The 25,575-nt window shown below is 39.9% G+C and carries 19 protein-coding genes, 2 riboswitches and 1 other annotated feature; of the genes, 2 read left to right on the forward strand and 17 right to left on the reverse strand.

The genetic code is table 11. The annotated features are described in order from the left end of the window. Positions 1–94: 94 nt before the first annotated feature. A complete protein-coding gene (gene metE, locus CYJ36_RS07340) occupies positions 95–2,374 on the reverse strand; it encodes a 5-methyltetrahydropteroyltriglutamate--homocysteine S-methyltransferase (RefSeq protein ID WP_101566315.1) in 2,280 nt (759 codons plus the stop codon). Between the two features lie 150 nt (positions 2,375–2,524). Then, positions 2,525–2,729, reverse strand: a riboswitch (cobalamin riboswitch). A gap of 244 nt (positions 2,730–2,973) precedes the next feature. Beyond that, complete coding sequence (locus CYJ36_RS07345) at positions 2,974–3,777, reverse strand: GNAT family N-acetyltransferase (RefSeq protein ID WP_101566316.1); 804 nt, start codon at positions 3,775–3,777, stop codon at positions 2,974–2,976. Positions 3,778–3,975: 198 nt separating this feature from the next. Here CYJ36_RS07345 and CYJ36_RS07350 point away from each other — a divergent pair, with 198 nt between their 5' ends. Next, entirely contained in the window at positions 3,976–5,160 is a 1,185-nt protein-coding gene (locus CYJ36_RS07350; RefSeq protein ID WP_257962428.1) for an ATP-binding protein, read from the forward strand. 473 nt (positions 5,161–5,633) lie between these two features. On the opposite strand, the gene CYJ36_RS07355 is transcribed toward CYJ36_RS07350, so the two are convergent. The 10 genes from CYJ36_RS07355 to CYJ36_RS07405 all read right to left on the reverse strand — a co-directional run bounded on the left by CYJ36_RS07355 (position 5,634) and on the right by CYJ36_RS07405 (position 17,591). After that, positions 5,634–6,506, reverse strand: coding sequence for a Cof-type HAD-IIB family hydrolase (locus CYJ36_RS07355; RefSeq protein ID WP_101566320.1), 873 nt, complete (start codon positions 6,504–6,506; stop codon positions 5,634–5,636). Then, a complete protein-coding gene (locus CYJ36_RS07360; protein WP_101566322.1) occupies positions 6,503–7,273 on the reverse strand; it encodes a DeoR/GlpR family DNA-binding transcription regulator in 771 nt (256 codons plus the stop codon). Before CYJ36_RS07360 ends, CYJ36_RS07355 begins: the two co-directional genes overlap by 4 nt. A 405-nt stretch (positions 7,274–7,678) precedes the next feature. After that, positions 7,679–9,463, reverse strand: a complete 1,785-nt coding sequence (locus tag CYJ36_RS07370; RefSeq protein ID WP_224773289.1) for an IucA/IucC family protein — start codon at positions 9,461–9,463, stop codon at positions 7,679–7,681. 13 nt (positions 9,464–9,476) lie between these two features. Next, positions 9,477–10,787, reverse strand: a complete 1,311-nt coding sequence (locus tag CYJ36_RS07375) for a lysine N(6)-hydroxylase/L-ornithine N(5)-oxygenase family protein (protein ID WP_257962415.1) — start codon at positions 10,785–10,787, stop codon at positions 9,477–9,479. After that, on the reverse strand, positions 10,777–11,328 hold the full coding sequence (locus CYJ36_RS07380) for a GNAT family N-acetyltransferase (protein WP_374702787.1): 552 nt from the start codon (positions 11,326–11,328) through the stop codon (positions 10,777–10,779). Before CYJ36_RS07380 ends, CYJ36_RS07375 begins: the two co-directional genes overlap by 11 nt. After that, positions 11,325–13,118, reverse strand: coding sequence for an IucA/IucC family protein (locus CYJ36_RS07385; RefSeq protein ID WP_101566328.1), 1,794 nt, complete (start codon positions 13,116–13,118; stop codon positions 11,325–11,327). The genes CYJ36_RS07380 and CYJ36_RS07385 overlap by 4 nt, the downstream gene beginning before the upstream one ends. Next, positions 13,105–14,616 (reverse strand): pyridoxal phosphate-dependent decarboxylase family protein, encoded by a 1,512-nt coding sequence (locus tag CYJ36_RS07390; protein ID WP_101566330.1) that lies wholly within the window; start codon positions 14,614–14,616, stop codon positions 13,105–13,107. Before CYJ36_RS07390 ends, CYJ36_RS07385 begins: the two co-directional genes overlap by 14 nt. Positions 14,617–14,628: 12 nt before the next feature. Further along, a complete protein-coding gene (locus CYJ36_RS07395) occupies positions 14,629–15,984 on the reverse strand; it encodes an aspartate aminotransferase family protein (protein ID WP_374702788.1) in 1,356 nt (451 codons plus the stop codon). A gap of 48 nt (positions 15,985–16,032) precedes the next feature. Next, positions 16,033–16,995 carry an alpha/beta hydrolase gene (locus tag CYJ36_RS07400; protein WP_257962416.1) on the reverse strand — a complete coding sequence of 321 codons (963 nt, stop codon included), beginning with the start codon at positions 16,993–16,995 and terminating at the stop codon, positions 16,033–16,035. Beyond that, positions 16,992–17,591, reverse strand: coding sequence for a GNAT family N-acetyltransferase (locus tag CYJ36_RS07405; RefSeq protein ID WP_101566334.1), 600 nt, complete (start codon positions 17,589–17,591; stop codon positions 16,992–16,994). The genes CYJ36_RS07400 and CYJ36_RS07405 overlap by 4 nt, the downstream gene beginning before the upstream one ends. 706 nt (positions 17,592–18,297) lie before the next feature. On the opposite strand from CYJ36_RS07405, the gene CYJ36_RS07410 reads away from it, so the two are divergent. Further along, positions 18,298–19,944: an alkaline phosphatase gene (locus tag CYJ36_RS07410; protein ID WP_101566336.1), complete on the forward strand. Its 1,647-nt coding sequence runs from the start codon at positions 18,298–18,300 to the stop codon at positions 19,942–19,944. Positions 19,945–20,006: 62 nt separating this feature from the next. On the opposite strand, the gene thiE is transcribed toward CYJ36_RS07410, so the two are convergent. The 5 genes from thiE to CYJ36_RS07440 all read right to left on the reverse strand — a co-directional run bounded on the left by thiE (position 20,007) and on the right by CYJ36_RS07440 (position 25,177). Then, complete coding sequence (thiE, locus tag CYJ36_RS07415) at positions 20,007–20,654, reverse strand: thiamine phosphate synthase (protein WP_101566338.1); 648 nt, start codon at positions 20,652–20,654, stop codon at positions 20,007–20,009. Continuing rightward, positions 20,644–21,465, reverse strand: coding sequence for a bifunctional hydroxymethylpyrimidine kinase/phosphomethylpyrimidine kinase (gene thiD / locus CYJ36_RS07420; protein ID WP_101566340.1), 822 nt, complete (start codon positions 21,463–21,465; stop codon positions 20,644–20,646). The genes thiE and thiD overlap by 11 nt, the downstream gene beginning before the upstream one ends. Further along, on the reverse strand, positions 21,452–22,270 hold the full coding sequence (thiM, locus tag CYJ36_RS07425; protein WP_142382685.1) for a hydroxyethylthiazole kinase: 819 nt from the start codon (positions 22,268–22,270) through the stop codon (positions 21,452–21,454). Before thiM ends, thiD begins: the two co-directional genes overlap by 14 nt. Before the next feature lie 52 nt (positions 22,271–22,322). After that, positions 22,323–22,431, reverse strand: a riboswitch (TPP riboswitch). A gap of 694 nt (positions 22,432–23,125) precedes the next feature. Continuing rightward, positions 23,126–23,764: a LysE family translocator gene (locus CYJ36_RS07435; RefSeq protein ID WP_101566344.1), complete on the reverse strand. Its 639-nt coding sequence runs from the start codon at positions 23,762–23,764 to the stop codon at positions 23,126–23,128. A 54-nt stretch (positions 23,765–23,818) separates the two neighbouring features. Beyond that, positions 23,819–25,177 carry a sodium-dependent transporter gene (locus CYJ36_RS07440; protein ID WP_101566346.1) on the reverse strand — a complete coding sequence of 453 codons (1,359 nt, stop codon included), beginning with the start codon at positions 25,175–25,177 and terminating at the stop codon, positions 23,819–23,821. Positions 25,178–25,240: 63 nt separating this feature from the next. Then, positions 25,241–25,463, reverse strand: a binding site (T-box leader). Positions 25,464–25,575 lie beyond the last annotated feature (112 nt).

The raw sequence follows: 25,575 nt of genomic DNA on the forward strand, positions 1-25,575 counted from the left end.
TAGAATTAATTAACGGCCTTTTTATAAATGTCAAAAAAGGCTAGGAATATAAATTTAAAAAAGCAGCAGGTTCTAACCCCTGCTGCTTTTTTACTTATACAGTTGCCGCTTTCCCAGCTTTTTCTCTGCAGCTTTTAGCTGCTTCAACCATTACTTTTAATGCTTCAACAGTTTCTGATATTCCCCTTGTTTTTAAACCGCAATCCGGGTTGACCCAAAAGAGCTCGGGATCTAACACTTGCAGGGCTCTTTCAATATTTTTGACCAGCTCTTCTGCTGTCGGCACTCTCGGACTATGAATATCATAGACACCAAGTCCAATGCCTTTTTCATATGAGTATTTCTCAAAAGAATCAATAAGTTCACCGTGACTTCTTGATGTTTCAATCGAAATCACATCTGCATCTAAAGCATCGATTGCTTCGATAATATCTTCAAAATTAGAATAACACATATGAGTATGAATTTGTGTGTCCGGCTGAACGGACGCAGTTGAACGTTTAAAGGCTGTTACTGCATTTGATAAGTACTGCTCCCAGTTCTGCGTTTTTAATGGGAGACCTTCGCGGATAGCAGGTTCATCCACTTGAATCATCGCAATTCCTGCCTGTTCAAGAGCTTCAACCTCTTTACGGATACTGAGCGACAATTGGTTGAGCACATCCGTTTTAGGAATATCATTTCGCACGAATGACCAGTTTAAGATTGTAACAGGACCCGTCAGCATTCCTTTAACTGGTTTATCAGTCAAACTTTGAGCGAAAATGGTTTCTTTTACTGTCATCGGCTCCTCAAGTAAAACATCTCCGTAAATAACTGGCGGTCTGACACACCGCGAGCCATAGGATTGAACCCAGCCAAACGTTGTAATCGCAATTCCAGTTAACTTTTCGCCAAAAAATTCTACCATATCAGTTCGTTCAAACTCTCCGTGAACAAAAACGTCTAATTCCAGATTTTCCTGAATATCAATCCATTTTTTTATTTCTTGTTCTATATAATGATTATATTGCTCATCTGAACGTTCTCCTTTTCTCCATTTTAACCGTTCAGCACGAACCTCTTTTGTTTGCGGAAAGCTCCCGATTGTCGTTGTAGGCAGCAGCGGAAGGTTAAATCGCTTGCTTTGAAGCTTTTTGCGAAGCTCAGCTTCGGGTCTTTCAGTTGTGAACGTATCTAACTGCTTCATCGCTTTCTCAACTTCGATCTGGTTTCTAAGTGAAGAAGAAGATAAATTCTCAGTCGCCTTATCGTAATCGGAAAGTGCTCCATCCTCAGCTTCAAAGTTTAAAAATCTCGTTAAAAGCTCTAGTTCAGCAAGCTTTTCATCTGCAAAAGAAAGACCTTCTTTGACAAGATGATCAAGATTCTCTTCGGATTTGACTGTCACCGGCACATGAATAAGACTGCATGAAGGCTGAAGGATCAATCGTTCCCGGTCAACTGTCTCTAGAATGCTGTTTACTAGTTTTACTGTATTTTGAAGGGGCGCTTTCCAAACATTTCGTCCATCAATAATGCCTGCAGCAAGTACTTTATCCTTTGGAAACCCAGCTGTTTTCAGCTTTTCCAGCGACGCTCCGCTGTCATGAATAAAATCAAGACCAATTCCATCTACCGGCAGACTAACTAGTTCGCTAAAGTGGTCAACAGTTTCAAAATAAGTCTGTACAAGAAGCTTTGTCTTTGTTACCTTTTTTCGAATGGTTCCATAAACAGTTTTTGCTTTTGCAAAAAGAGAAGCATCTGCAGCTGGTGTTACAAATACAGGTTCATCGATCTGAATCCATTCTGCACCTGCATCTGCAAGGTCCTGAAGCACTTGGATATAGAGAGGAATTAGTTTATCCAGGACGGATTCCTTATTCGTCCCTTTTGATAGAGTGATTAAAGTTAGCGGACCTACAATAACAGGCTTGCCGTTAATACCCAGTTCTTCTTTTGCCTCATGGTATAGCTTCAGCAGCCGATTATTTGTTAGCTTAGGTTTTGACTCATCAAGCTCAGGAACAATATAATGATAGTTTGTGTTAAACCATTTTGTCATTTCAGCTGCCACTTCTTCTTTACTTCCGCGGGCTATTTCAAAATATGTACGCAGTGAATTGGCATCTTTCTCTTTAAATCTTTCTGGAATCAAGCCGAATAAGACCGCCGTATCCAACACATGATCGTAATAACTGAAATCTCCAATCGGAATGAGATTAATGCCATTATCCTTTTGCTTCTGCAAATGAGTCAGTCTGATTTCTTTCATGGATTGTTCAAATTGCTCCTCGGATAAATCACCTCTCCAGAACGTTTCAAGCGTCTTTTTCCATTCTCTCTTTTCACCAATTCTCGGATAGCCTAAATTTGAATTTACAATGCTCATAGCCGTTCCCCCATTTCTTAACGTTACTCAACTTCAATGTGCATAAAAAAACTCTCTTGCATGAAGAGAGTTTGATGGACACAGTTAACTTGTGTTGAGACACAAGACAGGTTTCAACATATCGCATCACCCTCCCTATTTCGCGTAGGCATGAAGTGCATACGATAGGCAGGTCTCCTGACTCAGGTTCATTGTATTCTATTCCCTTCCCATTTTTCATTCGGAAAAACAGTGGGCTCTTATAGAATTCTCCCCATTACAGTGGCGCGACCGCGTCGGATTTTCACCGATCTTCCCTTTTAAGCTAAGACAGAATCTTCTTCTTGCCATTAGCACCTATCGCTTAAAAATATTAAATTTTTTAAATAAATGAATAATTGTTTTTAAGCATATCTGAAGTTTCGCTTTCGTGCAAGTATTTTATCGCAGATTATCTGACACTAAGACCATCAGAACAAAAGCGCAGGCGCCTTGGTCAGCGCAGGCATGGCAGATCCGCTCTGGCCGGGGAGGTTGGCGCGGTAGCTCGACGCAGATAACTTTATTTTATTTTCCACAATCTATTACCTTTTATTATTTCCTAAACTACAATTGAATTTTCAGCTTAGGGACTCTTCTGATATGCTTAGCACCTTCCACTTTGCAGCTTCATAGAATCCAAGATTCTTATAGAGATTTTCAGCTTCCGGGTTGTTATAAAACAAATATATAGACTTATTTTCTCCAGCCAGATCATGACAGATCGCCTGTATGACGTCTGATGCATAGCCCTTTCTGCGATAAACGAGCGGAGTAGCTACACCAACAATAATCGCTGTTTCACTGCTTTCGATGAAAACTCCAGCAGTCGACACCATTTTTCCTTCTTCCTCCCGGTAGAATACTATTAATTTGCCTGATTCAATGTTTTGAAAATGATCACTGGCAAAGAAATCCTCATTCGGGCCAATCATTTTATATTCATCGACCTCCATGAACAAGTCATATAGCCTCCTGCACTCTTCAAGGCTGGTAATCTTTTTGACCCCTTTTGGAAATTGCAAATCATAGGAACCGCTGTACCGAAGCATGCAGGATTCGCTTTCAAGATCCATTTTGAAGTGATCTTTAAAGCGATCGACTATTTCTTTTTTCCCAACAATTTTCCGGATGCCGCTTTCCTGAATGATCACTGTAAAATCACCCAATGGCAGATCTGGAACTGCGCAGTAATAATAGATTTTCTCTGGGTAAATCATCAAAATAGCATTCAAATGGCCCTCCTGATATTGACCGTAAATCATCATATGTTCTTCTGTTAAGTCTTCTATGATTAAGGCATTCAAGACATGATCTGTCTGTAATAACACAGCTGCATGAGAGTATTCTTCTTTATCTATCAGCTTTATAAAATGTTGGCCCATTTATTCTCTCCTGGATTATGATTTTATAAGTCTTTTAGAATATTCTATCATTCTCTAGTGAATATGATATATATTTTAATAGATAGATTTATTTTCCTATACTGATGCAGGTACGGTGAAAGCGAAATGGATATGAAGGACGTATTACTTAATTTTTTACTCGTTTTTTCCCCGCTGTTGATTATACAGCTGTTGTATATGAGAAAAGAGACAAACAAAAAAATGAACAAATGGTTATTTGCTTTATTGCCAGCTCTTGCGGTCATTCTAAGCATGCTTTATCCATTTAAGATTGAAGATGAATTTTTCTTTGATTTCAGGAGAATTCCGTTAGTGATGGGGTTATTGTACGGTGGATATCCGCTCGGAATCTTTTTATTTGCTGTTACGACTACGACCAGGGTGATCATAGGAGGAAATGGCATCATTACGACCGTTGTGATGGCAGGTTTGCTTGTTCTTTTCGTGCCAATGCTTTCTTCCTATTATTTAAAAAGCCGGCTGAGAAAGAAATTAATTCTAGCGGTATCCATTGTTTTGCTGTCTATGCTACTAACGATCATTCAAATATATTTGTCATATGGATTATCATTCCATTCAGAATTTTACATTGAACTCTTCGTTTTGCATTTGATTGCCACAGTAATAGGTACCGTCTTATTTGAAACGATTGTTCAAAACTTCAATCTCTTAAAAAGGATCATCAAAGCTGAAAAGCTCGAAGTAGTCAGCCATTTAGCAGCCAGCATTTCTCATGAGGTTCGTAACCCTTTAACGACTACAAAGGGATTTTTGCAGCTTCTTCGTGATGATGATATCAGTCAGGAAAAAAAAGAAGAATACATAGAAATTTCGTTAAATGAGCTGGATCGTGCGACAAACATCATTAAAGACTATTTAACATTTGCAAGGCCTGAAGCTGAAAATAATGACCCAATTGATGTTCACTCAGAACTCAAAAACTGCCTGAATGTTATGAGTCCACTTGCCCAAATGGAAAACGTGCAATTAATAGAACATTTTTGTTCAGATGACATTCTAGTTCTTGGCGACCCTTTAAAGCTAAAACAATCACTGATTAATTTAATTAAAAATGGCATTGAGTCCCACTCTGCCGGAGGTACATTAGAGGTGAAGACAACAAAAGGGCTCACACACGTTAAAATTATTATTTCAGATCAGGGGAAAGGCATGTCTGAAGAACAGGTGATTCGCCTTGGAGAACCTTATTTTTCGACGAAAACAAATGGTACAGGTCTAGGAATGATGGTGTCTTACAGCATCATTGAAGCGATGAAGGGAACTATTCATGTGAAAAGTAAACCTGATTCAGGTACTTCGTTTACAATTTTTCTACCTATTTATCAAAGCAATGAAGGCTAACTCGTTTTGCAGGATTTAAGGCTGTTCTGACATTCTCTTACTTTTTCCTTACAGGCAGCAAGAATAGCTGCAGTTACATATGTACTTGTGAAAATTTTAAAGGATTGTGCCAAATATCATGAAACAGCTCTGTCAATATCTTTTCAGATACAAGCGAATCCTTGCAGCTTGCAAAGACAATCTCATAAAGCAAGACAGCGCAGCGACATACAACAGTTCGAGGGTTGCGGTATCCTTTAGCAAATGAGGATGTTCAGCGGACATAACGAAGACCAGCCTGACATGAGGCCGGTCTTTTTTGTTTTTATAGGTTTAATGTTTAAAAGGTGCTTCCTTTTATGCCAGGAATTTTGAATATAGCCCAAAATCTAGAATATATGCTCGAATTTTTTAAATATAAAGCCCCAAATTCCAGATTTAAAGCCCGAATTTTTCAATATAAAGACGATTCGACAAAATACGATATTATTAGGTCATACGTGATGCAAAGCATCCAACATTCGTTTAATCGCAAGCTCTACCCCGTCCTGGTCATTTGTCAGGGTAATATCCTGGCAGATCGCTTTTATTTCAGGGCGGGCATTTCCCATTGCAATGCTTTTACCGGCAATCTCCAGCATCGATTTGTCGTTCATGCTGTCGCCGATTGCTGCCGTATCCTTAAGATCAATGCCCAGATGTGCAGACAGTTTTTCAAGTGCAATCCCCTTCGAAGCTAATCTGTGCTCCAATTCAAAGTTGTGAGCTGCTGATGTAACAAGCGTTACATTTTCGCGGTCTTTAAATCTTTCCCAGCCAGCTTCAAGTTTTTCCTTATGAAAAGAAAAGGCTAAAATATTATAGATATCGCTTGTTTTATCAAGAATACTCGTAAATGAATCGACAAACTCAAAGCCTGACTGACTATACTGTTTTTCAGCTGCCTGCAGAAGCATGGCTCGATCCGTTTTGGGATTCGCACTTTTCACCCGGTCTATTTCTATGCTTAAAAGCTCTCTTCCGCTTTGAGGGGTATAGATGGCATCTTTGCCGAACACTTCGTAATAATAATCATTTTCTTCCAGGAATTGAAGGGCTTCTCCTGCAGTCTCCTTTTCCATTGGCTGAGAATGAAACAATTCGCCATTCGGATTATGAATCGTTGCTCCATTTGCAGCGATAATCCATGTTTTAACCCCTGAATTCTTAAAAATTTCAACAACATCAAACTGCGCTCTCCCCGTTGCTACGACAACTTCGATTCCCTCTTTTTGTGCAGCTTTTATCGCTTTCAGATTTTCAGCGCTTATTTCATTGTGACTGTTTAATAATGTTCCATCTAAATCAATGGCTATTAGTTTTGTCATTCCATTTCCTCCTCTGCTACGAGCAATTCCACGTTATTTTTATCCAGTAAGTCTCTAAATGCCTTCTCAGGTTCTTTATCTGTTATAAGCAAATCAATTTCATGCAAATCTGCATATAAGAAAAAGTCTGTTACACCAAGCTTAGAATGATCGGCGAGCGCAATTACCTGATTAGCCTGATTAATCATCTTCCGTTTAACCATGCCATCCTCTTCATGGGCAATCGATAACCCTCTCTCTGATATACCGACAACCCCGATAAAGACTTTATCAACCTGATATTTAGAAAGCTTTTCTACAACAGAGGATCCATATAAAAATCGATGCTCCTTCTGAAGCTCACCACCCAGTAAATGAATCTGTATCCCAGGCTTTGTTGATAGAATATCGGCCTGATTGATTGAATTTGTAATAATTGCAGCATTTGTAACGTCAATAAATTCCGCACAAGCCTGAACAGTTGTTGATGCATCTAATATAATTCGGTCTCCTTCCCGGATAAGGCTTGCAGCTTTCCGTCCAATTAATTCTTTTTCATGTGACACCGTTAGAAGGCGATTGTGGTAATCTTTGATTTCTTTATGCGAACTTGGCAATATGGCTCCGCCTCTTGTGCGGATAATCAGCTTTTGTTCTTCAAGCTTCACAAGGTCACGGCGAGCTGTGTCCTTTGAAACATCATAAAGGGAACAGATTTGATCTGCTGTGATTCGTTTATTTTCTTTTAAATAGTCAAGAATGGAAATTAACCGTTCTTCCTGATACAAAATGCTCACCTAACTTTCAGAAATGTTTGTACAATAATTTAAGATTTAAGCTCTTATAAGCGATTATAATTGTTATGCACAATATATTCAAGTTTTAATAATGTTATGTAAGTTATTTATGCAGTTTGGTAAGTGTTATGCATAAAAAAGAAGAGACCTTGAAGGCCTCTTCTTTTTTTCTAATGGCTGTTTTCGCATTGATTGTTGTTTTTGATTTTACCCGTGGATTTCCGCTGCGGGCACTTGCTTTCTGCGGGGAGGGATGGGAACCTCCTCGGCTATGTCTGTGGGGTCTCCCATTCCCCATATTTCCCGCAGGAGTCAAGTGCCTTCCGCTACAATCCACTAAAGATTTTAACCATTTCTCTAAAAGCAACAAACTTTTCGAAAAGAGCCTTTCTAAATTTATACAATGACAGTTTCAGGAGCAGACAACGGATTCCTCACTCTTCCAAATTCGGATGCATGCGGACGGTCATCTCCATCACCGTAACCGTACTCGATCATGCGATTTCGATTCAGGCACAGCTTTTTAAATGAAGGCCGCAGTAAATCAAATAGCCGGAAGCGATCTTGAAGATGCGGGAATTGCTCCTGATAGGAAAGAATCGTAGACCTTAGTAAACTCCAAAATTCCTTCTCGTCAAGATTTCCCTTTCTATGAAGGATATCTGATAAATATCTGAAATGACAGACAAATAAGCCTGTAAAGATAAATTGGCATAATCCTTCCGGAGCTTCACTTCTCAGCACATGTTTAAGGTCTGCAGAAATTGCATTCAGCTCTGGCAAAGGCTGATCGCTGATGTTCACATCATCTACGAAATCCTTTACAGCTAAACGATGCGGTTTATAGTCTTTTAAGATGACAACTGTATTTTGCCCGTGCGGTGAAAAAACAGTTCCATATTGATAGAGATAATGAAGCAGCGGCGACAATAGGACGTCAAACAGCTGCTTTGTCCACTCCTTGACCGTAAGTCCAGACTTTTCAACCATTTCAAGTGTATACGACTTTCCATCCTCCCCTACATATAAAAGGGCAGCGAGTGTGATCGCCTGTTCGCCTTCGTCTAGAAATGAGTAAATGCTTTCACGCCAAATGACTCCTAGCATTTCCAAAAATTGATATGGAGCGCCATTCAGTTTGACATAATCAGGATGATGGTAATTCATGCTTGCTACTTCTCCAGGCAGGATGACGCGGCAAGTATTTTTCAGAAAAGAATCGTTATCCTGGATTCCTTGAATATGGGCTGTTATTTCCGGTGCCAGGACCACCCGCTCTGATGGCAATCCCCGATAAACAAGTGTATTCAAAATACTCATAGGCAGTTTTACATGGTACTTTTCTTTATGATCCATATTCACAAATGTCCGAATGGATTGCTGAGGCAAGTATTGATCAGATCCGGTGCCAAGGAAGATGATTCTTTTCTCAAAAAGCTCTTCTGAAAATAATGGAACAATTACATGATTCCACTGCCATTCATGTACAGGCATAAAGAAGTAACCTTCAGGAAGCAACCCTTCATTCTTTAATTGATCTTTGAAGTCCTTTGATGCAGATTCCCCTAGCTCGCTTTCTATTAAACTTTCATAATCAACTTCTTCCGTTGAATGGAATGTACCCCATACCCGGGAAACAGCTATCCAGCTTAATGAAGTATGCTGTTTTTGTTCAGGTGCATATTGCAGATAGTCGGAATAGGAGAAACCAATCCGCCCTTTATTATATGTAATCCATGGATGCCCTGTCATTTCCCCTTCAAGCTCCGCATAATCCATATCAATTAAGTCCTTGGTTGAACGATTTTGCTGATTAGCAATAATATGAGTATCTGCAAGCAATGTTCTTTTATATTCTTCTATTAAATAAGCTGCTGTAAATGGTTTGATTTTGATTTGTTTCTGCAGCTCCAGTAAAAATTCAATAGGGTTGACTGCTTGCTCCCATAAACCGTTTTTATTCGTTTCAATTGAATGCTCGTCTACCCAAAAACTGTCCATCAATCTTTCTTCTGCGATAAATCGATAGGAGACTCCACTATCAAAAGTAAGCATATGTTTCCCATCGATTATCTCTGCCGCAATCATTTCTTCATATAAAAATTCGGAAATCATTTTAGCAAGCAGCCGTCTGCTTGCTTTTTTCCAATGCTCTGCATTCCACACTTGTTTAGTAGTCACATCTCTCACTCTCCTATACAGTTAGTTTACTGCGAACGATATGTCCTGCTCCAAAATGCTGAAAGACATTTTTTTCAGGGAGTTCGTACACTTCTCTCCCCGCGATCTGATTAATAATCTTTGCATTACGGTAAGCACCTAAACCGAGATCTGGAGCCCCTACTCCATGAGTATGCATTTCACCATTTTGGATAAAGATTTTGTTTATACTCTTTTCGAGAAGCTCTACTTCATAATCTTTTGAAATAACTGGACGGTTTTTGCTGTCCCACTTCATTAAGTTTGATAGATTTGAAAAAGCTCTCGGCCACACTGTTTGATAGCCAGTAGCTGCAATGACGAGATCTGAGTGAAGATCAAATGACTCACCCTGCTCCCATTGATGGCATTGCACGAGTAAATCCGTTCCATCTAATGTAATATCAGAAACCGCCGTTTTTGCCAGCAAATGCACATCTGGTTTTTTTCCTGCAATTGTTCTTTCATATAAAAGGTCATAGATAGACGCAATTGTATCGGCACTGATTCCCTTATAAAGAGAATCCTGATTTGGCACAATTGTATCCTTTAATCCCTGAGGCAGGCCGTAGAAATATTCCGTATAGTCAGGCGAAAAATGTTCAAGACCGAGTTTTGAATATTCCATCGGAAAGAAACCCTGAGACCTGGTCAGCCAATTTAATTGATAGCCTTGTTCTTTTTGTTCCTGAAGGAGCTCAAGGAAAATTTCAGCTGCACTTTGACCTGATCCGATAATGGTAATCGAGTCTGCTTTTAAGCCCTCTTCTTTCCTATGCAAAAATTCAGCAGAGTGAAAAATGCTTTCAACGTTTCCTTTTGCTGTCCATTGAGGAAGATATGGAGCACTGCCCATACCTAAAACGACATGTCTGGAAGCATATTTTTCCGTCTCTCCTGTCAGAACATCTTCAACGAACACGTTATAAACTTCATTTTCATAGGCAACATCTGTCACACGTTTTCCGAACCTGCAGCTTTCCAATTCAGCTGCAATCCACTGAAGATAGTGATTATACTCTCTCCGAGGGATGTGAAATGATTCGAGGAAGTAGAAATGATAGAGCCTTTTTTGATGGTGCAGGTAGTTTAGGAAGCTGTAATTGCTTGTCGGCTTTACCATAGATACCGTGTCTGCCAGAAACGGAACTTGTAAGGTTGTCCCCTCTATTAATAGGCCTTCATGCCAATTAAACTGGGGCTTTTGATCAAAAAACAGGGCATTTATATCCTCTGCATCATCCAGCAAGGCTGCCATGCCTAAGTTGAATGGCCCTAGTCCAATGCCGATTACGTCATATACCATCATTTAGCCTCCTTTCGAATTCTTCCCTTGTACAAATCATAAAAAGTGCTTTTTTATCTGGCAGCTTTATTTCATATTGCGGGTTGAATCCGCATTTTTGAAAAATATGAATCATTTTCTCATTGCGGCTATCCGGTTCAGCAACAATCCGTTCAGTCCGCTTGTCTGTAAACATCTGCTTTACCATTTCACGAAGCATTGGAAGTGAAAGGCCTTTTCCAAGATAAGCAGGTTCACCGAAGAGCAAATGAACACCCTGATCATATTGTTTCGTTTCATAATGCTTCCCTATCACGTCTTCTTTCGCCCAATATGATTCCCAGTAGCTCATCGGATTTCCGTCAATCATCCCGATCCATAGTGTTTGATGATCATCAGCTAATAGCTTTTTCAAATGCTTCGTAAATTGACTAAATGGAAAATTTTGATTCCAATAAGGGATGACATGTGGTTCATGGTGCCATTTATGCAGCATCGCAGCGTCCTTTTCAAATTCTGCTTTTCGAAAAGAAATGGTTAACCCTATCTCTAGTTGATTCATTTTGCGGCAAATGCCTCCTTCTTCATAAATAAAGGATTACGGACATGAACATAAACAGACTGTGTTTCAAGCGGTCCTACAAGTTCATCTAAATCATGAAATCTCGTTAATAGATTCGCTTTGCAAGGAAGTTGTTCATCTTCAAGCAGTGTACTCAACAATTTAGAGGGATGTTCAGCTGAAATGGACTGATTCTCCAATTCTTCCCGAATGAGCTTCAGTAAAACCGTTTCATCCGCTAATCCTCCTGCGCCAAAAGCATTCACAAGTCCAAATAAATGGTTGAAAAAGAAATAGTAGCGCAAACGTTCATCTGCCACAGCATCTGAACAAACCGTCTCACTTTTCGAACCAATTCCAGACAGGTATGATTTTAATTCATGCTCTTTTGATTCACAAAAGTAAAACCCTTGATTGTCTCTGTAATAAAATCTGGATGGATATCCGTTTTCTAAATGTACAACACTATTTTGCTGATGAGCTTCGAGAGCAATTCCCTTTTCAAAATAGAGCCAGAGAATCGGTCTTAACGAGATTGCAAGATACCTCTGCAGCCAATCCGTGCTAGTTTCTTCAGTTGTTCGGTTTTCCGTTTTCGCCAAGTTTCGAATGATGCTTACTAGTCTTGAAGTTTTAGGCTGAATGCCGTCCTGGCATAAAGACACGATGGCCGTAGCATGCTTAGCATTCTTCTTGTAAAAAGGATTTTCTCTAAGAATCACTTCAAATCCTGACTCTTGCTGATCGTTCAGTTTTAATGTGATAAAGGCCGGATCCTGTATGATTTCAAATTCAGGAAAGCGGTCTGATAACTCTTGGCCAAGTTCAGTACTCATCAGCTCTTTCACTTCGACTCCGCGTTCAAGCTCTTTTAAAAGGTTTGCCCTTACTGAATTTGTTATTTTAATGTTGAGTGAAAACTTCAGCATGAAGTTTACGTCTGGATGATAGACGGTTCGCAAGGATGATGTCGCATAAAAAGCTCGTCCATGCTGCCCCAGATTTTCAAGTTTACCTTCCTGCACCAATGCTTGAACATTCGGATCTTTAAGCAAATACACTGCTTGCCATGGGTGGATCGGGATCAATGCATATTCATCTTGACCAGCGTATTTCTTTTTAAAATCCTGACTGATTTCATGATCGTCTTTGACCATCTGTTTAATGAGATCAATTGTTGAATGAGATAATGTTGATTTTTCCAGAATAGCTGAAACGTGAGCTCTAAAATAATGAAGAGGAAAAGCCCCTTTTAATTCCGGAGAAAATGCTTTCATATCCGTTTCTGTCATTCCCTGTCTGCTTTTTGGTGTGGGATGAAGCAAATGGCCAAATAGCAGGGATTGTTCTGCTTCAATAAAATCAAATGCAGTCTGGTAAAGCTCGTCCTTCGCACGCTCGTGAATAAAGTGAGCCATTGATTCACAGCTTTGCTTGACCCGCAAAAGCAGCTCTTCATTTTTTCCGCATGATGCAGATTGATCAGCATTCAATTCTTTCAGTGTTTTTTCTATACATGTTATGTAGTCGATTGCCGCTGTCTCGCAATACACCGGGTAATCAAACAAATGACGTTCTGTTTCTGAAACGTATAATACAGGAATAAATAGGTTCGACTTTTGATTGGTTAAAGAAATATGAATCCACTTTCCATCATGCTTCTCGCTTATTTCTTCAGGTATTATTTCACTTGATATAATGTTCCCGCTGTTTGTCTCTCGCAAATAGCAATTTAAATAGCTTTGCAAGGTAGCCTTTTCAGCAAGTGCGATTGCTTCAATTCTGTTCATCCTGCAGCCTCCTTGATTCATAGTCTCCAATTTCTTTCATTTTACTGATAATCGTTTGAACATCCTTTATTGTTGTTAATGGATTCAAAAAGGTGAATTTAAGGCATGCTTCGCCCCCCACCTTTGTCCTTGCCATGACAACTTCTCCGTTTTTTAAGAGAATTTCGCGAATATGATAGTTTAATTGATTCAGTTTTTCTTTTGAAAGCATGCCGGTTCCGATGTATCTGAAAACGACCGTGCTAAGCTCAGGCTGATGATAGACAGCAAACTCAGGATCCTTTCTCAGCACCTCATACGTTTTCTGTGTCACCTCCATCGTGTGATCAATCATTTCCGCCCACTCATTCTGTCCTACTAATTGAAATGACAAAAATGGCTTTAATGCATCAAAACGCCGTGTCGTTTGAATCGATTTTGATACTAAATTCGGGATGTCATCATCCTCGTCTTCAATCGGATTTAAGTAATCCGCATGATGTTTGATAAAAGAGAATGAGTCACGATCCTTCACTAGAAATGCTCCGCAGCTGATAGGCTGATAAAACATTTTATGAAAATCTACTGTAATCGAATCGGCTTGCTCAATACCTGCTAATCTCTGCTTCTTTGTATCACTTAAAACAAGACCTCCTCCGTAAGCAGCATCCGCATGAAACCAGAGATCGTGAGCTTTAGCCAATTTGCTCATTTCATCAAGCGGATCAATGCTCCCGAAGTCCGTTGTTCCTGCAGTTCCGATCAGCGCAAATGGCAAGTCACCCTGCTGTTTCAGCAATCCAATGCAGGAAGCCAGGTCTTCCATACACATTCGGTACTTTTTATCTGCCTTTACTAATACAACAGCATCTTCTCCCAAACCTAAAATGGATGCTGCCTGCTGTACTGAAAAATGCGCGACTTCTGAGCAGAGGATTTTTAGACGATAGTGTTCTCTCGGCAGGCCCTGCTTTTTAATATTCCAGCCCCATAACTTTGCTGCAGCCTTCTCTCTGGCAAGAAGCAATCCCATTAAATTGGATTGCGTTCCGCCGCTCGTCATCACGCCGTCTCCTTTTGGAAGCTGAAACATCTTGCATAGCCCATTCATCACATACTGTTCGACCATTGTTGCCGCACCGCTTTGATCCCAGGAATCCATCGACTGATTTAACCCGGAAATAATCACCTCAGCCGCAAGCCCTGAAATCATCGGGGGACAATGAAGATGTGCTGCACATGCCGGATGGCTTACATGAATTGTATTTGCAGCGATGGAATGCGCGAGCTTTTCAAAAACAGCTTGATGATTTTGCTTAATCATAGGCTGAAATTCAGGAAAAGCTCGTTCAATCCCAACTTTTACATCTAAAGGACTGTGCCCGCTGTATGGAAATCTGGATGTCATTATTGCTGTAACAGAATTCATCGCGTGATTCATTTGTGATTCATAATTTTCAATGCTTGAATTTGTTAAAAATAAATGTTTAAAGTCAGTTTTCTCTTGAATGGCTGTCAATAGGTTCACATCCTAAACTAAACTCGGACTTAAAGCTTGTTCTGCTGCTTTAACGGATTCGAAGAAAATATCACAAACTCCATCAAGCTGTTCTCTTGTAATAATCAACGGCGGCAAGAACCGGACCACACTGCCAAAACGTCCTCCAAGCTCAAGGATCAGGCCACGTTTAAAGCATTCCTGCTGAATAAGCTTCGCAAGCTTTGGATGAGCAGGATAACTGCCGATCGCATCTGCATCCGCCGTATTATCTACGATTTCAGCACCAACCATCAGGCCTAACCCCCGAACATCTCCAATGGATGATACTTCTTGCTTCATTTGTTTTAAACGCAGCATGAGGAAGTCACCAAGGATAGCAGCCTGTTCATCAAGTTTTTCCTGCTTTATCCATTTCATCGTTGCTGTGCCAGCCGCAATCGCGATCTGATTTCCGCGGAACGTACCGGAATGTGCTCCTGGTTCCCATTGATCAAGATCCTTATGATAAACAACAACGGCTAGCGGAAGTGTGCCTCCGATCGCTTTTGAAAGAACAACAACATCAGGCTGTATGCCTGCATGTTCAAAGGCAAACATTTTTCCAGTGCGGCCAAACCCTGTTTGCACTTCATCGACGATGAGCGGAATTTGCTGATCACTTGTAATATTTCTGACTTGTCTGACCCATTCATCTGGTGCTGGAATTGCGCCTCCTTCACCTTGAACAATTTCCATGACCATTCCTGCCGGTTTCACAATTCCGCATTCCGGATCGTTCAATGTGCGTTCGATAAAAGTAGATCCGATCGATGCTCCTGCCTCTCCGCCGATTCCAAACGGACAGCGGTATGAGTATGGGTATGGGAGGAAATGAACATCTGACATCAGGTTAGGAATTTTGCTTTTTGGTCCAAGATTTCCCATCAGGCTAAGGGATCCATTCGTCATGCCATGGTATCCACCTTGGAATGAAAGCATGCCTCCCCTTCCAGTCGCCGTTTTTACGAGCTTCATTGCTGCTTCAATCGCATCTGATCCTGAAGGACCGCAAAATTGAATTTTTGCATTCTCTGCAAACTTCTTTGGAAGTGCATCAAATAGTTCTTCTACAAACTCTTCTTTCATTGGCGTCGTGAGATCAAGCGTATGCAGCGGACGTTTTCCTTTTATCACATTCTCCATCGCTTCAATCACGACAGGGTGATTATGTCCAAGTGCCAGTGTTCCTGCTCCTGCAAGACAATCTATATATGTCTTATTCTCAACATCCTTCACGTAAATCCCTTCTGCTTCGCTGATTGCAATTGGAATTCTGCGCGGGTAGGATCTTGCATTGGATTCTCGTGCGCGCTGGCTGCTTAAGTAAAATTCATTCGTTAACATCATCTATCACCTTTCCTATTTGAAAATAATTCTCATTATCATTTAAAAAAATTAAAAATTTTTTCTCAGCATACCCTGAAGCTGCTTCGTTATGTCAATCATGGCAAGATCTGTACGGTTTACTCGTCCGATCATATTTGGAAAGCTATGAACAAGCCTGCCATAATGCAGATGTGAAACAGGAATGTTAGCAACTGCCAGCTTTTCAGCATACTGCATTCCTTCATCTCTTAACGGATCATATTCTACCGTCACGATCAATGCTTTCGGCATATTTTCAAATATTTCAGCAAGCAATGGCGATGCATAAGGATTCAGTCCTTGTTCCGGTTCACTTAAGTAATGATTCCAAAACCATTCCATTTTTTCTTTTGTTAAGTTGAACGAATAACCAGATTGATAAGATTCTGTTTCAAAATTGTGATTTAAAACAGGCGTAATTAAAAGCTGCATCTCAAAAACTTGTTTTCCTTGTTCATTTAGCCAATGAACCGCTGCGGCTGCGAGGTTAGCGCCAGAAGATTCTCCTCCAATCGAAATGTGTTCTGGATTACCATTCCATTTCATCACATTTTGAGGAGCCCACTCTGCAACTGCAAGAACATCCATCAGTGCTGCAGGAAAATGATGCTCTGGAGCAAGACGGTATCCTACTGAAACGACGAGACAATTTGCGTGCCTTGCAAAATAACGGCATATCGAATCTGCACTGTCGATATCACCAAATACCCATCCTCCTCCATGCATGAATAACAGAACTGGCAGTATTTCTTCTGATTGCGGCTGATAAATTCTCACAGGAATGGTATGATCAGCTGACTTTATCATTTTGTTGTAAACTGTGATGTCCTTCATTTCACATGCTTGAAAGAAGGTTCGTGCTTCTTTATAAAAATATCTTGACTGCACTGCGGATAAATCGGTCAAAGCAGGATGATTGAGTTCAAGCATACGTGCTCTAATCGTTTCCAGCAGTTGTTTCATATCATCATCAATTGGGTGATGGGTTTTCACATAACGCTCCTGCCTTCCTCAGCTAATAAATCCTTCTCTTGGTTCGGAAGTTTGACAAAATTCACATTTACGTTTGACATATACTTTTGGAAACGGTCTTTTTCCCCAATAATTAACGCTGCTTTTTTATGCGGCATGGAGATAGTATCAGCAACATATCCACCCATTTCCTTTAGTATTGGAATGACTATCCGATTTCTAATATCAGGCTCGCCTATAATTCGGCTGCAGCTGTATTTTTTCATCAAAAATGCTGTCATTGCCCTTGCTATCATCAAACCATCATCTTTGTTCAACAATTCCCTTGGTCCAATTAAAAAATGCATGCCAAGATCACCGGGTTCTGCCTGATAATACTCTTTTATTGGATCATGCTCGATGGAATACGCAATCAGATAACCTGCAGGGATATGATCTATAAAACATAGAAAAACACGTTTGTGTTCTGCTTTTAATGTCCTTTCTAAGTAGACTTGAAACTCTTCTTTATTTACGTTCAGCTTCCAGAATGGTGCGATATGAGTCTGTTGCATCCAGATGTATAACACTTCGAAATCGATCATTTTAACAGGACGAAGTAAAATATGATGTTTCATTTCCTTATCATCAATAATGGCATCGAATCCAATTACGTCTTCTATGTGATTCAGCTCCTTACTGTCTTGTCAGTGAGTACACATGAATATTAATTGAAAATGATTATCAATGTCAATGACTTCTGAAAAATCAGTCATTCCTGCCTATGAATTTACTGGAAAAATTCTAGTGAATTAGCACATCGTACCTAATCATTTTCATTAAAAAAATCAAAAAAGAGAACAGATTTTGATTAATCTGTTCCCACTTTTTCAAACACTGTTATATTTACTTCGGGTGCAACTTCTAATTCCTTTGCTTCAAGAAAACCAAAAGCTTAATATTCAACAAATAAGCAAGTAATGACGAAGCTATTCCTAAACGAAAATAGTGAGGATGTAAGACAAGTCTGCAATTTTAAGGACCTCTTCTTCCATTTCATAAGAAAGCTCCTGGAGGCTTTAATTTCATGGATTTTTTTGCGATTTCGCAATCAATTTGGTTTAATATAAGAATCAATATTTTCCAACTACTGTTTACATAATAATATTATTGATAAAAACGCATCCTTATTTAATCTATATGTGTATTTTCACCCACTCCTTCCGAACTACCTTAACATAACAGTAATACTATATAAAAGGGGACTTAACATTATTTACATACTAGTTTTATAATTAATGATTAACCTTAAGATTGTTAGTACAAGATCGGGAGGGAATTAAAATGGGATTCAATAAGAAGATGATTGGTGTTACTTTAGCTGGAACCCTGGCAGTTGGTTCACTTGGTTTTACAGCTAATATTGGCAAGGTTGAAGCAAAAAAAGATCAGGCACAGGCTAAAAACGTCATTGTTCTTGTCATGGATGGCGTCAGTTCAAGCACAACAACACTTGCCAGATGGTATAAGGGCGAACCGCTTGCAATGGATGAGATTTTAAGCGGCGGTGTCAGAACCTATTCGGCAGAATCAGCCATTACAGATTCAGCTCCTGCCGGTACAGCCATGGCAACCGGCAACAAATCAAATGACAAATTAGTCGGGGTTCTTCCTGAAACAGTAAATAGCCCTGGAGTAGACCCCTCACTTGCGAAAAATGCTTATAAACCAGTGGCTAACGTACTGGAAGGTGCAAAATCAATCGGAAAAGCAACTGGCATTATCTCGACTTCTGAAATCCAGCATGCAACACCGGCTGCTTTTTCATCTCATGTTTCCCACCGCAGTGAGTATGACAATATCGCCGAACAGCAGCTTTATCAAGAAATGGATGTCGTTCTAGGCGGAGGAAAAGATTCGCTGTTGCCTGGACAAGCCAAAAACAATAGGAAAGATGGAGAAAATTTAATTGAAGTTGCAGAAGAAAAAGGCTATGATCTTGTTGAAACTCGAGATGAATTGATGAAATCCAAATCAAGCAAGCTATGGGGTGCTTTTGCTCCTGCTGCTCTTGCCTATGACATGGACCGTGCCACAACAAATCCAAATGAACCAACACTTGCTGAGATGACTAAAAAAGGGATTTCAACTCTTTCTAAAGATAAAGACGGGTTTTTCCTGATGGTTGAAGGAAGCAAACCTGACTGGGCTGCACATGCAAATGACCCTATCGGAATGATTAGTGATACTCTTGCTTTTGATGCTGCAGTAAAAGAAGCACTTGAGTATGCCAAAAAAGATAAAAACACCATGATTATTGCGCTATCTGATCATGGGAACAGCGGTATATCAATAGGGAACAAAAACACATCCTCTTCTTATCCGTCTATTCCGGTTGCTGATTACATTGATCCTTTAAAAAAATCAAAAATGACGCTTGAAGGTGCTTTGAAGCAGTTAAAACCTGATCAATCGAACAAACTGGAAGTTGCTGCACTTTATGGAATTGACAGCCCTTCTGCTGACGAAACAAAAGCCATTAATGAAAGTGCAAACTTAGGGAAAACACTTGTTGAATTGCTTGCAAACCGTGCGAATATAGGATTTACGAGCGGAGGACATACAGGTGAAGATCTTTTCATGTATTCATACGGACCCGGTAAGCCAGAAGGATTAGTTGAAAATACGGACATCGCACTTAAAGCGGCATCTGCTATGGGCTTTGACTTAAAAAAATTAGATGAAAAAATGTTTGTAAATGCCGAAACTGCTTTTAAAGCAATAGGCGCAAAAATAAAAGATGATCGTTCAGATGCAAATAATCCAGTTTTTATCGTACAAAAAGGAAAAACAACGGCTGAATTTCCTGTAAACAAAAATATCGTCATTCTTAATGGAAAAGAAATTGAGCTTGATGGCGTTACCATTCAGACAAAAGAGTCCTTCCACCTTTCAAAAGAAGCGGTCGAATTAGTTAAAAAATCCAGATAACGTTAAAAACGAGCAGATTAAAAAATCTGCTCGTTCTTTTTAACAAGATATTATGATAGATATTATAAGTTTTTCACTGCCTTCTTCAATGCAGCTGCACTTTCATACACATTTTCAGAAAGACTGATTGCCGTTATGACCGAAACCCCGTCTGCTCCTGCTTCGATCACTTCATGGGCATTGTCCGCTTGAATTCCCCCGATGCCTACGATTGGGACTAGAATGCCTGAATTTCTTACTTCTTCAATGAGAGCGGTCCCTTTCACAGGTTCTGCATCCAATTTAGTCAGAGTCGGATAAATCGGTCCCGCACCGATATAATCCGCTCCATCAGCCATTGCTTTTTTTACTTCAGCCAGCGTATGTGCAGAAACACCTAAAATTTTGTCACCTATTTTCTCTCTGACCTGCTTCGCATCCGCATCATCCTGCCCAATATGAACGCCATCTGCATTTAGTGCAACAGCTAATTCTATATCATCATTTACGATAAATGGGATTCCATGCTTCCTGCAAACTTCCTGTAAATCTCGTGCTAAATTTGTTTTTTCTCTTCCGGTTAAAGCACTTGTTCCTTTTTCCCTGAACTGAAACATTGTAATGCCGCCTTTGATAGCTTCAAGCAGGACTTGTTTAGGATCTTGCGTACAGTTTATGCTCCCCATAATGAAATAAAGCTTTAGCTTCTCGCGGACATTTTCATTCCACATACTGCTGTCCCCGCCTTTTCATTTGGTAAGCCCAATGATTTGTCGGTCCGTGTCCCAGCCCTAACCCGATATCCTCTTTAATCGCTTCTTGGATAAAGTCCACCGCAGTTTCCACAGCATCAAAGATTGACTTTCCTTTTGCCACTTCTGCTGTGATCGCTGCTGCAAATGTACATCCAGTGCCATGCGTGTTTTTTGTATCAATACGTCTGCTCGTAAAATAGCTAAATTCGGTTCCATCAAACAACAAATCTACTAACTGCTCTTCACTGTCAGCATGTCCTCCCTTAATGACCACATTCTTAACCCCATAAGAATGCAGGATTTTAGCAGCTGTTTGACGGTCATCGAGATTGTTAACTTTCATTCCTGTCAGCACTTCGGCTTCGGGTATGTTCGGTGTAACGACTAAAGCAAGAGGAAGCAAATGATTTTTCAATGCTTCGACTGCTTCATCCTGTAAAAGGGATGCACCTCCCTTGGCTATCATGACGGGGTCTACAATTACTCTGCTCCAGTTGAACCTCTTTATTTGGTCAGAGACAGCCTCAATAATTTCACTATTAAAAAGCATTCCTGTTTTAATGGCATCAGCTCCAAGGTCTGAACCAATCGCTTCAATTTGCTGCACAACCGCGTCCGCAGTTAATGGAAACACACCATGTACACCTAGTGTGTTTTGAGCGGTAACCGCTGTAATAGCAGACATTCCAAATACATTCAATTCCTGAAACGTTTTTAAATCCGCCTGAATTCCTGCTCCGCCGCCGCTGTCAGAGCCTGCAATTGTTAGTGCTTTAGAAATTGACATGGCTGACCTCCTCAAGGGCAGAAAGTTTTTGAATATCATCTGCTGAAATATTATAAAGCATATTTAAAAACTCGATTTGAAAGCTTCCGGGGCCTTCAATTCCTTCAGCTGCAAGTTCCGCAGCACTTCCGTAAACCGATAATGCTGCGGCTGAAGCAAGAACATAATCCTTTTCAACTGCACAAAATGCTCCGATAACAGAGGTTAGTAAACACCCTGCACCCGTTACTTTTGTTAAAAGAGAATGACCATTTTTGCATATATATGTTGTTTCACCATCTGAAACAATATCTTGTTTTCCTGTTATGACCGCGATTGTGTTTAACTGCTTGGCAGCCTTCACAGCAAGTGCGATTAAGTCACCTTCGCCATCACCGGAGTCGACTCCTTTTATAGCCCAGCTCTCCCCGACGACATTTGCCACTTCAGCAGCATTCCCTCTAACTGCAGCAATGTCCAGTTCCTTTACTATTTTTTGTGCCGTTTCTGTACGGTATTTTGTAGCGCCTGCTCCAACTGGATCAAAAATGACTGGCACGCCATGCTGATTGGCAGAATGACCTGCAAGCAGCATGGATGCTACATTTTCTTTATTTAAGGTGCCAATATTTAATACGAGTGCACCTGCAATTTTGGCCATATCAGCCACTTCTTCTTTTGCATATGCCATAACTGGAGAGGCTCCGATAGCTAACAAACCATTTGCTGTATAATTCGTTACCACTACGTTTGTAATATTGTGCACCAATGGTTTTTCTGTTCTTAGTTTTTCTAAAATCGCACCAATCTTTTTCGGTTCTATCATATTTTTCCCTCCCAAAAAATAAAGAGCACTCTGCCGCGGCAAAGTGCTCATAGGTATCCCTGAATCACATCCCTGCGCTGGCATTATCCAACAGGTTCATTCGGTCTACGGCAGTTAGCCGTACTCTCAGCCTGATTCCACAAGCTCCCGATCTTATTTGATTTGATGATACAAAGTCTACTCTTCTCTAGATAGAATTGCAACTATTTATCTATATTTAAACATTGTATTTGAGTTAATGTTTGTCTGATCTTCAATTCGCAAAGAAGAATCTCTAATTATTTTTCTCATTAATGCGGTATTTGCGGAAATCGATTCTTAAAGCTGCTCACTGTCTACAATCCCATCTATGTATACGATAGAAAAGCGTTAGCCCTGATTCACAATATCTTTAAATCGGATATCTGAACTGTCACCTAGTTTCGCTTTAATCATTGCCATGTTTTCTTCTAGAGATTTAGACAATTCAATAGATTGTTTTGACATATTCAATCCCTCAGTTTTCCTCGAGCTTTTTATTTGGTATGGATTATTATTCCTTTCAGAGTTCATTATTATGTAAATCAAATATCTTAACATAAGGCTCTTTTCGTAAAGTTTGTTGCTTTTAGAAAAAATGGTTAAAACCTTTAGTGGATTGAAGCGGAAGGCACTTGACTCCTGCGGGAATAGAGGCTCCCATCCCTCCCCGCGGAAAGCAAGTGCCTGCAGCGTAAATCCACGGGTACAATGAATAACCAAAACAACAATCAATGCGAAAACAGCCTAACATAAAAAAAACCCAACTTCATTGGGTTCATTGAGCAATTCAGATGTGCAGGTGCAAATATAATAAAGACACCATTTCTGATGTCTTTACTTTCTCTCCAAAGCTAATTTAATGCCAAATCCGATGAGCACAGTTCCAGTAATGCCTTCCATCCACTTTTGAACAGCAGGTTTTTTCATAAAAGCATTTAATTGATGAATCAAATAGATGTAAACGATGAACCAAATTAATGTTAAAAGCGTATACGTTAATCCCATAATCATAAATTGGATGAATGTATTGGATCCAGGCTCCAAAAATTGCGGCAGAAACGTTAAAAAGAAAACAGCTACCTTTGGGTTAAGGAGATTTGTTAAAAATCCTTGTCTAAAACAGTTAACACGCTTGGCTTCATGATTTAGTACTTTACCATCTTGAAATGTGTCCTTATTCTTTAATGACCATAATGATTTGAGACCTAAATATATGAGATAGCAAGCTCCTGCATACTTCAAAATAGAAAAAAGAAAGGCTGATTTCACAATAAGTGCTGATAACCCTAATACTGCAGCACATGTATGAATCATAAGTGCAGTTAACGTGCCAAGCACTGTTTTCATTCCGCCTGCTCTGCCGCCGGCAATTGTGTTCTTTGTCGCAATAGCTGTATCGGGCCCAGGCAATAGGATTAATAAAATTGACATAATGACAAACAAAGATAATTGCTCCAAAACATTCCCCTCCATAATCTGAATTTTACCAATTTTAACATATGGATGGGATGACTGAAAAGATGTTATCTATTTAAATAAAAGCTTCCATACACCTAATACATCCAAAAGGACAAGGAAAATCGCAATTGGAGCTACATATCTCATTAAAAAGAACCAGCAGTTGAAGAGACCTTTAGATAAAGCAGAACCGTGAGCCAATTCTGCGTACAGCATCTTTTTTTTCATTTTCAAAGGAACAAAAATGGAAATAAGAAGTGCACCAATCGGCATTAAGATGTTGCTGACCAAATAATCTGCTGCATCAAAAATCGTTTTTCCAAAAATGCTAACTTCACTCCAAATTCCAAACGACAAAGCTGATGGTACGCCAACTGCGAAAATAAGGATTCCAATGATCCAGGACCACTTTACCCGTTTGGCCGTATCTCCTTTTGAAATCACAGATACAATTATTTCGAGCATCGAAAATGCTGAGGTTAATGATGCAAATAAGAATAGCAGCAAGAAGGCCGTAAAGAACACCATACCAAATGCCATTTGATTAAAAACAGTCGGCAAAACGTTAAACAATAATACGGGACCAGCATCAGGCTTCAGCCCAAAGGAAAAGACACCCGGGAAAATCGCTAATCCTGCTAAAACAACGATAAAAATATTCATACCGACAATCGAGATCGCTGATTGAGGCAAATTTGATTCCTTTGGCAAGTATGAACTATAGGTGACCATAACGGAAACACCCACACTTAGTGTGAAAAAAGATTGTCCAAGTGCTGCAAGAATCACTTCTGATGTTAATTTTGAAAAATCGGGCTGAAATAAAAATCGTACACCTTCCATTGCCCCTTCTAAAGCAAGGGAACGGACGATCAAGACTATGAATAAAAGAAATAAGGCCGGCATCATAAATTTGCTTGTGCGTTCGATTCCATTTTGAACACCCTTTGCAACAACTGCAATGGTAATGATCATAAATACAAGGTGTGCTCCCACGCTAAGCAGCGGATTTGAAATCGTAGCACCGAATAACTCCCCATACTGCTGCTGATTAAGTCCATTCAGCCCGCCTGTCATAGCTTTGACTAAATATAAAATGATCCAGCCGCCAATTACACTATAAAAGGAGAGCAGGATAAAACATGTAATCATGCCTAGATACCCGATTGAAGCCCATTTTGTTTTTGGTGCAATTTTTTTATATGACTCGATCGCATCTTTTTGGGTGCTTCGCCCGATTGCGAATTCTGCTAGAAGCAATGGCAATCCAAGCAAGATCGTGAACAATAAGAATATGAAAAAGAAGGCGCCCCCGCCGCTTACGCCTGCGATATACGGGAATTTCCAAATTGCTCCAAGACCGATGGCAGACCCCGCTGCTGCTAAAATAAATCCAAGTTTTGAAGACCACTGCTGACTTTCTTTCATTATGCACCTCTCATAAATTCTGTCTATTATTAATGTGAACGCAAAAAAGCCGCCCCTATAAAATATAGGGGCGACTTTTCATCGCGGTACCACCCTAGTTGAGAATAACGAGGTATTCTCCGGCTCTAAAGTCTTTATCGGGACAACCCGTTAATCCCTTCCAAAAGGTCGGAATTAAAACTCCAGGATTGAAATTCATCTTTTTTGTATGTACTGATTTACACCAACCATCAGCTCTCTGCGACAGGGACAATAAGATTACTATGATTCCTTTCAACGTTACGCTCCATTAATTTATAGATAATTTAAACATCCCAGCCTGGATGTTGTCAACATAAATCGACATAACCTTCTATTTACTGTCAGTTTTCACAAAGCTCAATTCTAATACAATGTTG

The sequence above is a fragment of the Bacillus sp. UMB0893 genome (genome assembly GCF_002858905.1).
In the GTDB taxonomy this organism is placed as follows: domain Bacteria; phylum Bacillota; class Bacilli; order Bacillales; family Bacillaceae; genus Bacillus_P.

Coding starts and splice junctions, on each gene's coding strand:
- thiE (WP_101566338.1), bottom strand. CDS start 20,654: ATGTGGAATGAAAATGTCCGCGAGAAGCTAAAGCTTTATTTCATTATG.
- metE (WP_101566315.1), bottom strand. CDS start 2,374: ATGAGCATTGTAAATTCAAATTTAGGCTATCCGAGAATTGGTGAAAAG.
- CYJ36_RS07380 (WP_374702787.1), bottom strand. CDS start 11,328: ATGAATCAACTAGAGATAGGGTTAACCATTTCTTTTCGAAAAGCAGAA.
- CYJ36_RS07435 (WP_101566344.1), bottom strand. CDS start 23,764: ATGGAGGGGAATGTTTTGGAGCAATTATCTTTGTTTGTCATTATGTCA.
- CYJ36_RS07385 (WP_101566328.1), bottom strand. CDS start 13,118: ATGAACAGAATTGAAGCAATCGCACTTGCTGAAAAGGCTACCTTGCAA.
- CYJ36_RS07345 (WP_101566316.1), bottom strand. CDS start 3,777: ATGGGCCAACATTTTATAAAGCTGATAGATAAAGAAGAATACTCTCAT.
- CYJ36_RS07350 (WP_257962428.1), top strand. CDS start 3,976: ATGAGAAAAGAGACAAACAAAAAAATGAACAAATGGTTATTTGCTTTA.
- CYJ36_RS07440 (WP_101566346.1), bottom strand. CDS start 25,177: ATGAAAGAAAGTCAGCAGTGGTCTTCAAAACTTGGATTTATTTTAGCA.
- thiM (WP_142382685.1), bottom strand. CDS start 22,270: ATGATAGAACCGAAAAAGATTGGTGCGATTTTAGAAAAACTAAGAACA.
- CYJ36_RS07395 (WP_374702788.1), bottom strand. CDS start 15,984: ATGATGTTAACGAATGAATTTTACTTAAGCAGCCAGCGCGCACGAGAA.
- CYJ36_RS07355 (WP_101566320.1), bottom strand. CDS start 6,506: ATGACAAAACTAATAGCCATTGATTTAGATGGAACATTATTAAACAGT.
- CYJ36_RS07405 (WP_101566334.1), bottom strand. CDS start 17,591: ATGAAACATCATATTTTACTTCGTCCTGTTAAAATGATCGATTTCGAA.
- thiD (WP_101566340.1), bottom strand. CDS start 21,465: ATGTCAATTTCTAAAGCACTAACAATTGCAGGCTCTGACAGCGGCGGC.
- CYJ36_RS07375 (WP_257962415.1), bottom strand. CDS start 10,787: ATGGTATATGACGTAATCGGCATTGGACTAGGGCCATTCAACTTAGGC.
- CYJ36_RS07410 (WP_101566336.1), top strand. CDS start 18,298: ATGGGATTCAATAAGAAGATGATTGGTGTTACTTTAGCTGGAACCCTG.